This is a genomic window from uncultured Campylobacter sp., assembly GCF_963517995.1.
Taxonomy (GTDB): domain Bacteria; phylum Campylobacterota; class Campylobacteria; order Campylobacterales; family Campylobacteraceae; genus Campylobacter_A.
This window is the reverse complement of record NZ_CAUQHQ010000131.1, coordinates 1-6225: the sequence shown is the minus strand read 5'-3', so window position 1 is coordinate 6225 and position 6225 is coordinate 1. Positions and strand designations below refer to the sequence as shown.

The following is a 6225-nucleotide window of genomic DNA, read 5'->3' as shown; positions in this document are numbered from 1 at the left end:
GTGCAGTAGGCCGCGCTCAGGGAGTTTTTGCGAAAGATTTTTATCTCGTCAAAAAACGGCAGATCGCGTAGCTGCGGTATCGTATTCGCGCCCTCGGTGCCTTTGATAGCGTGGGGCGGAAATGCGTCAAACTCCGCGCAGTTTGCCTCGTGGCTATCCTCGAGTAGCACGAGATTTCTAACGCCCGCCGCGTAAGCCGCGCTAAAAGCCTGCGCTACGGCGTCCGCGATCTCGCCCACTCGCGGGCTGGCTAGCGGTCCCATGCTGCAAAATCCCTCTATCATATCCACGCTGATAAATGCGGTGTTTGCCGCGTCGCCCGCTAAAAGTTCGCTAAATTTAATCTCCTTTAGCTCCTCAAACCACTTCGCCAAATCCTCTAAGATTTTCGCGTCAAATTTCATTTTCTCTCCTTGTGTTTTGATTGTTTTTACGTTTGTTGTTCGTCTCTTTGAAGCAAATTTTAAACTCCGAGCCGCCCTAAATTTCGCGTTCAAATTTAAACTCCGCCTAGAGCATTAAATTTCATCAAATTCACCTGCCTAGCCGCGCGTTTTTGCGGGCAAATTTACGCAAAAGCTCTTTGGCTCAAGCTCGATTTCGATGCTGCCGCCGTGGGCTTGGACGATCTGTAGGCACAGGTGCAGCCCAAGGCCGTTGCCCTTTAGCTTGCTCGTTTTAAAGGGCTCAAAGACCATGGCTTGGTTTTTGATCGGCACGCCGCTATCGGTCACGGCAAATTTATGTTCGCCCTCGCGCTGCTCGTAGTCCACGCGCACCCAGCCCTCGTCGTCCTCGTTTTCCTCGACCGCATCGATCGCGTTAAACAGCATATTTTGAAACACCATCGCGAGCAGATCGCGGTCGCCCACATAGGGCAGGTCGGGGAAATTTAGGCTAAATTTGATCTCCTTGCCGTATGTGTAGCACTCTATCGCCGCTTCGCACTCGCCCTTTAGCTCGGCTAGGTTAAATTCGCGCGCGTTTATCGTTAGGCCTTTGGTGAAAAGCAAGGTGGCCTTGATGATGCGCTCGACGCGCCAGATCGCCTTTTGCATTTGCTCGACGACGGGGCGAGCGCGTTCGTCCGCCTTTTTTATCAGCGTGGAGGCCAGCAGCGAGATCGAGCCAACGGGGTTGCGTATCTCGTGGGCTAGGTGGGCGGCGACCTGACCCATCGAGGCTAGGCGCTCGGTGCGTTTTTCGGTCGTTATGTCGGTTGCGGAGATGATTTTTTTGCCCTCTTTTTGGGCGATTTTGATGAGGTAGATTTGTCCCGCGGCGCTTATCTCGCCCTCATCTTGCGGGATAAATTTTAAAATTTGCCCGAGCTTTAGGGCTTCTGAATTTTGTAAAAATATCTCGCCCGCCTCGTCCAAAACCCAGATCGCGTTTGGCAAAATTTCCACGATATCTTTGATAAAACCTTGCAAACTCGCATAGGACGCGGTTAGGTTTTTATACTCGCGCTCTATCAGATAGGTCTGCTCGATCAGGCTTTTTAGTCCGTCTTGGACGCTGGTTTTATCTATCTGAGTCATAAAAGCTCCTCGAAATTTTCTAAATCAAAAAGTAAAATTCGGTCGTTTTTTAGGCGGCGCACTTCGTTGCTAAAGCCGCTTTTGGAAAATAGCGCGACGGCGCCCGGCACGAAGCCTAGCCGCTCGCATTTTTTAAGGAGTAAATTTACCACGTTTTTGCAAATTTTATGCTCTTTAAATTTAGCTTCTCCGACGACGATGCGCCCCTGGGTGCTTAAAAATATATCTATCTCGATATTTTTCGCCCACAAGCTGCGCACCCGTGCGGGCTGGGCACCTAGTCTAAATGCCAAAAGCTCGCGGCAAAGCAGCTCAAAGCCAAAGCCAGCATACGAGTCGAACTCTCGTCTGATAATCTCCATCAAAGCGTCCTTTTCGCCGTTTTTTAAAAGGGTCAAATTCGGCTCGATGAAATAAAACCAAAACCTAGTAAAATTGTCGTTAAAGACCACCTTATCCTGCGCCTTGTCGCGCTCGGGCAGCTTTTTTGATTTTTGATATTTGCTTTTTACGCGCGGTTTTTCCAGCGTCTTTTCGATGCTGACTACGCCTGAGTTTATCACGGCGGCGTAAATTTTTAGGATGAGAGGGCGGGGCAGAAATTTATTTAGAGCGTATTTTTTGCGGTCGTTTTTAGCAAGCTTGCAAAGGGCAAATTTAAGCTCGCTCTCAAAAGGGGCGTCAAAGCTAAATTTGAGCGACAAATCTTCAAATTTATCTAAAATTTCCTTTTCGATCGCCTCGAAAATATCGTAATAACTCGCCTCAAAATTTAGCGCGTCAAAGACTAGATGAAAGTAAATAAGCTGCAAGATATCAAGGTGCTTAAAGCGCGCGTAGCTTGATATAAAGGCGTAGATTTTCGCTCCTTTTTAGCCCATTTTAGCACAACTTTGGTTATAATCTCTTTTTTTATAAGGAAAAATTTTGGTTAGCATCGACGAAATCAGAAAAAATATTATTTTAAAAAAAGGCGTGCGCTACTTTGACTATACGGCCTCGGGCTTAGCCTACGCGCCTATCGAACGCAAGATCGCAAAATACCTAAAAACCTACGCCAACACGCACTCAGAAAGCGCCTCAAACGCGCTAAAAACGCAAAAACGCTACGAAAAAGCAAGGCAAAGCCTAAAAGACGCGCTAGGGCTTGACGAGCGGTTTTATCTGATCTCGGCTGGCTGCGGCGCGACGGGAGCGATAAAGAAATTTGAAGAAATCATGGGGCTTTATCTGCCGCCTATGAGCGCAAACCGTCTAGGCGAAGAGGCGGTAAAAGGCGCAAATTTGCCCCTCGTCATCATCTCGCCCTACGAGCACCACTCAAACGAGGTCAGCCTGCGCGAGGGGCTGTGCGAGGTCGTGCGCATACCGCTAAGCAAGAGCGGGGAGATAAATTTCGGCAGGCTCGATCAACTGCTCAAAATCAACTCAAAGCGCGAGATCATCGGCTCTTTTAGCGCGGCCTCAAACGTCACGGGGATAATCAGCGACTACAAAAAAATCTACGTGATGATGAAGCGATACGGCGCTACCGTAGCCTTTGACGCGGCTAGCCTTAGTCCGCACGACAACCTCGACGCCGACTACTTCGACGCGCTATTTCTCTCGCCGCATAAGCTTTTAGGAGGCGTGGGCAGCTGCGGACTGCTCGCGATAAGAAAAGAACTCGTAAAATCAAGCAAACCGACCTTTGCCGCGGGCGGGACGGTTAGCTACGTGAGCCGCAGCTCGCATTTTTTCGCGCCTAGCATCGAGCGCACCGAGGAGGGCGGCACCCAGCACGTGATGGGGCTAATTAGAGCCTCGCTAGCATACAGACTACGAAACGAGGTCGGCCTAGACGTCATAAAAAGCCGCGAGGATGAGCTTGCAAAGCTATTTTGCGAGGGGCTGGATAAGATCCCCGAGGTCGTGAGCTACTGTCCGCGCGGAGTGCCGAGACTGCCGATTTTTGCGTTTAACGTAAAAGGCGTTTCGCCTTATGATTTTGCCGAAGCGCTAAGCGAGGACTACGGCGTGCAGACACGCGCGGGGTGTGCGTGCGCCGGTCCGTACGGACACGATCTGCTCGGGCTAAAAGACGATCAGAAATTTGATCAAAAGCCCGGCTGGGTGCGCGTGAGCCTGCACTACTCGCACACGCCAAAAGACGTCGCATATCTGCTAAAGGCCATCAAAAAAACTATCAAAAAATTTAAAACCAAAAAGGATAAGAAATGAATAAAATTTTAGCCGCGGCCTTGTTTGCTCTTTGCGCCGTTTGCGCGCAGGCAAAGCCATTTAGCCCCGAGCAGTACGCAAAAGTACTGCGCGAGTATAACTCCGTGGCGGGTGCGAACAACTACTTTGAAAGCGGTAAATTTAAAGAGGAATTCGAGCTTCGCAAAAAATACTGCGACGAGGGTCTAAGAGACGCCTGTGGCGATCTGGGGCTGCTCTACGTTATGGGCCTAGGCGTGCCAAGAGATAGCAAAAGAGCGGGCGAACTACTCGAGTATGCCGCCAAAAACGGCGAGTTTAAGGCCATCTCGGAGTACTACGAAACGGCGCTTGACATAGCTCGCGCGGCGGAAAAGTACCCGGACGACAAGGTCATGCAGCACCTAAGAGCCGAGTTTAAAAACTCGCTAGAGCAGTGCAAGGCCTATAAGGGCGACCGCCACGTGTGTTTCCGCGCGCTGGTGATTAGCGGCATGCTGCCAAAGGGCGAGGGCGGCCTTGGGCTATCGCAGGCCGAGTTTGCTAAGGCGTGGGAGGACATCGTCGTGAGCGACGTCGAGCGCAACGGCATGGACGACTCGAAGGTAAACGCGCTGGCAAAGGAGCTGGAAGGACTATCGGCACGCTAAATTTGCGGGCTTTACGGCGTAAATTTGCTTTTTCGGCTAGGCGATCCGTCAAATTTGACCGTCTGCGCGGGTTTTTGTCCCGCTCAAATTTGACGTATTTTTACGCCCAGCTCAAATTTGCGCGGCGTTAATTTTTACGAATTTACAAAAACTTTGGAGAAAATTTAGATGCGAGATTCGCGCGAGTTTCAGGTCTTAGCGGGCGAGGTAAAAAACGTGAGATGGAATGCTGCTACGGACGAGTGCGCTTTTGAGATCGCGGGCGTGAAATTTAACGTTAAAAACCTCAAAGAGCGCCTCGTGCCGCGCGAAAACGACCGTTTAGCCGTAGCCTACGACGAGCAAAACGAGGTTTGGAATTTTAAAAATTTAACCTCGGGCAAGTGGCTCAAAAACTACGCTTGGCGCGCGCACTTTATACTATCTTGGGCGGCGATCTTTGATATCGTTCCGGGTAAAATTTTAGGCGCGATCTTTTCGATACCTATCATTTATCTAAGCAAGCATTTGTCCGAATTTGCAGGCATGGCAGCCTTGTTTGCCTTTGTTGTTTGCCTGTTTTTATCACTGCCATTTTTGCACATATACTGGAGCGAAAATAAGAGCTTAAGCGGCACTGTCGAGGCATATCTAACTGTAAGAAAATTTTTAAATGAGATGGATTTATAAAATGGCGTCAAATTTGAGGAGATTTTTTAAATGAAAACGCAAAACGATTTAAAGCTGCTTAGCGGCCGCGTAAATTCGCTTGAGTGCGTCTATGAAGACAAAAGCGGATTGATTATAGCTTTAGCTTGGAGGGACGAATTTTAAACGTTAGCTCGCTACAAAGTCCGCTCTTGCCGGTAAATAACGGCGACGAAACGCTGGTCGTTTGCGATAAAAAGGGGCGGGTTTTGGGGCTAAAGAATCGCTCTTTAAACTCCGCGGCATGGTACGCCTACGAGCCTAGCTCCTTTTTTGTGGCTCTGTTTTTCGCGCTGTTTTTGCTGTTTGGCGCGGCCGGCGTTTGGGCGATTTTCTCGGGATTTGACGGACGGCAGCCGCTTTTTGGCACCTTGCTGTTAGTTTTTGGTTTCGGCTCTCTTGCCCTTGCTTGGTTTAAATATCACGGCGAGGCATCTTTGGGCTTGCGCGTTAGGTTGATGCTAGACACCGTAAAAGAGCCCAAGGCAAACGGCGAGGTTAGCGGTATGGTGCGCAATCTAAGTATTTTTGAGACGAAAGAGAAAAATTATTTTAGCGTCACGATCGCTGATACGTTTTTGTGGGGTAGCAGCCCTAAAAAGCGCGCTCTGGAGCTAGCAAACGGCGATGAAGCGAGCGTAAAATACGAAAATTTCAAGGTTTTAGAAATACGAAATCTCAGCAAAAATCTGACGGCGAAAAAATCTCAAGGCTTTTTTGAGAGGGTGTTTTGGTTTAACGTTGATATCGCGATAAGCCTTTTAGCGGGACTTGCTTTGCTCTGCGCGGGGATGATGGATTTTTGGTTTTCGCCTTTTGCAGGGATTGCGGGCGTGATAATCTTGCTTGGCGGATTTAGTTTTAACGTGTTTTATAAAAAAGATTAGCCTTCGGCGCGGCTAGTTTTAGCGTGCGAGTGGAAAGGTCGGAACTTGGCCGCCTCGTAATTTAGAGCTTGAATTCATCGGCGCGCAGTTTAGGTTCGGCCTAGCGTAATTTTGCGCCCGCGAGGCGGCAAGGCAAATCCAAGCTAGCCGTCTTGACGGGTTTTATTTTTACGCCTAAAATTTACAAACGCGCTGTTTGATTTTACGCCGAATTTGCGCGTTTTGCGTCGATATTTTTACGGCGAAGGCGTAAATTTAAGC

At 49.3% G+C, this 6225-nt stretch carries 7 protein-coding genes; 4 read left to right on the top strand and 3 right to left on the bottom strand.

From position 1 onward, the window contains the following. The 3 genes from RYL88_RS10810 to RYL88_RS10800 form a co-directional block, all read right to left on the bottom strand. Positions 1–404: isochorismatase family protein (locus RYL88_RS10810; protein WP_314991226.1), on the bottom strand; the 404-nt coding region annotated here is incomplete at its 3' end. A gap of 138 nt (positions 405–542) precedes the next feature. Continuing rightward, positions 543–1541, bottom strand: coding sequence for a HAMP domain-containing sensor histidine kinase (locus RYL88_RS10805; RefSeq protein ID WP_314991223.1), 999 nt, complete (start codon positions 1539–1541; stop codon positions 543–545). After that, positions 1538–2353: a DUF234 domain-containing protein gene (locus RYL88_RS10800; RefSeq protein WP_314991221.1), complete on the bottom strand. Its 816-nt coding sequence runs from the start codon at positions 2351–2353 to the stop codon at positions 1538–1540. Before RYL88_RS10800 ends, RYL88_RS10805 begins: the two co-directional genes overlap by 4 nt. A gap of 115 nt (positions 2354–2468) precedes the next feature. Between RYL88_RS10800 and RYL88_RS10795 the strand changes: the two genes are divergently transcribed. The 4 genes from RYL88_RS10795 (at position 2469) to RYL88_RS10780 (ending at position 5964) form a co-directional block, all read left to right on the top strand. After that, complete coding sequence (locus RYL88_RS10795) at positions 2469–3761, top strand: aminotransferase class V-fold PLP-dependent enzyme (protein WP_314991219.1); 1293 nt, start codon at positions 2469–2471, stop codon at positions 3759–3761. After that, positions 3758–4390 (top strand): hypothetical protein, encoded by a 633-nt coding sequence (locus RYL88_RS10790; protein WP_314991218.1) that lies wholly within the window; start codon positions 3758–3760, stop codon positions 4388–4390. Before RYL88_RS10795 ends, RYL88_RS10790 begins: the two co-directional genes overlap by 4 nt. Before the next feature lie 168 nt (positions 4391–4558). Continuing rightward, a complete protein-coding gene (locus RYL88_RS10785; RefSeq protein ID WP_314991216.1) occupies positions 4559–5059 on the top strand; it encodes a hypothetical protein in 501 nt (166 codons plus the stop codon). A gap of 125 nt (positions 5060–5184) precedes the next feature. Continuing rightward, positions 5185–5964, top strand: coding sequence for a hypothetical protein (locus RYL88_RS10780; protein WP_314991215.1), 780 nt, complete (start codon positions 5185–5187; stop codon positions 5962–5964). Positions 5965–6225 lie beyond the last annotated feature (261 nt).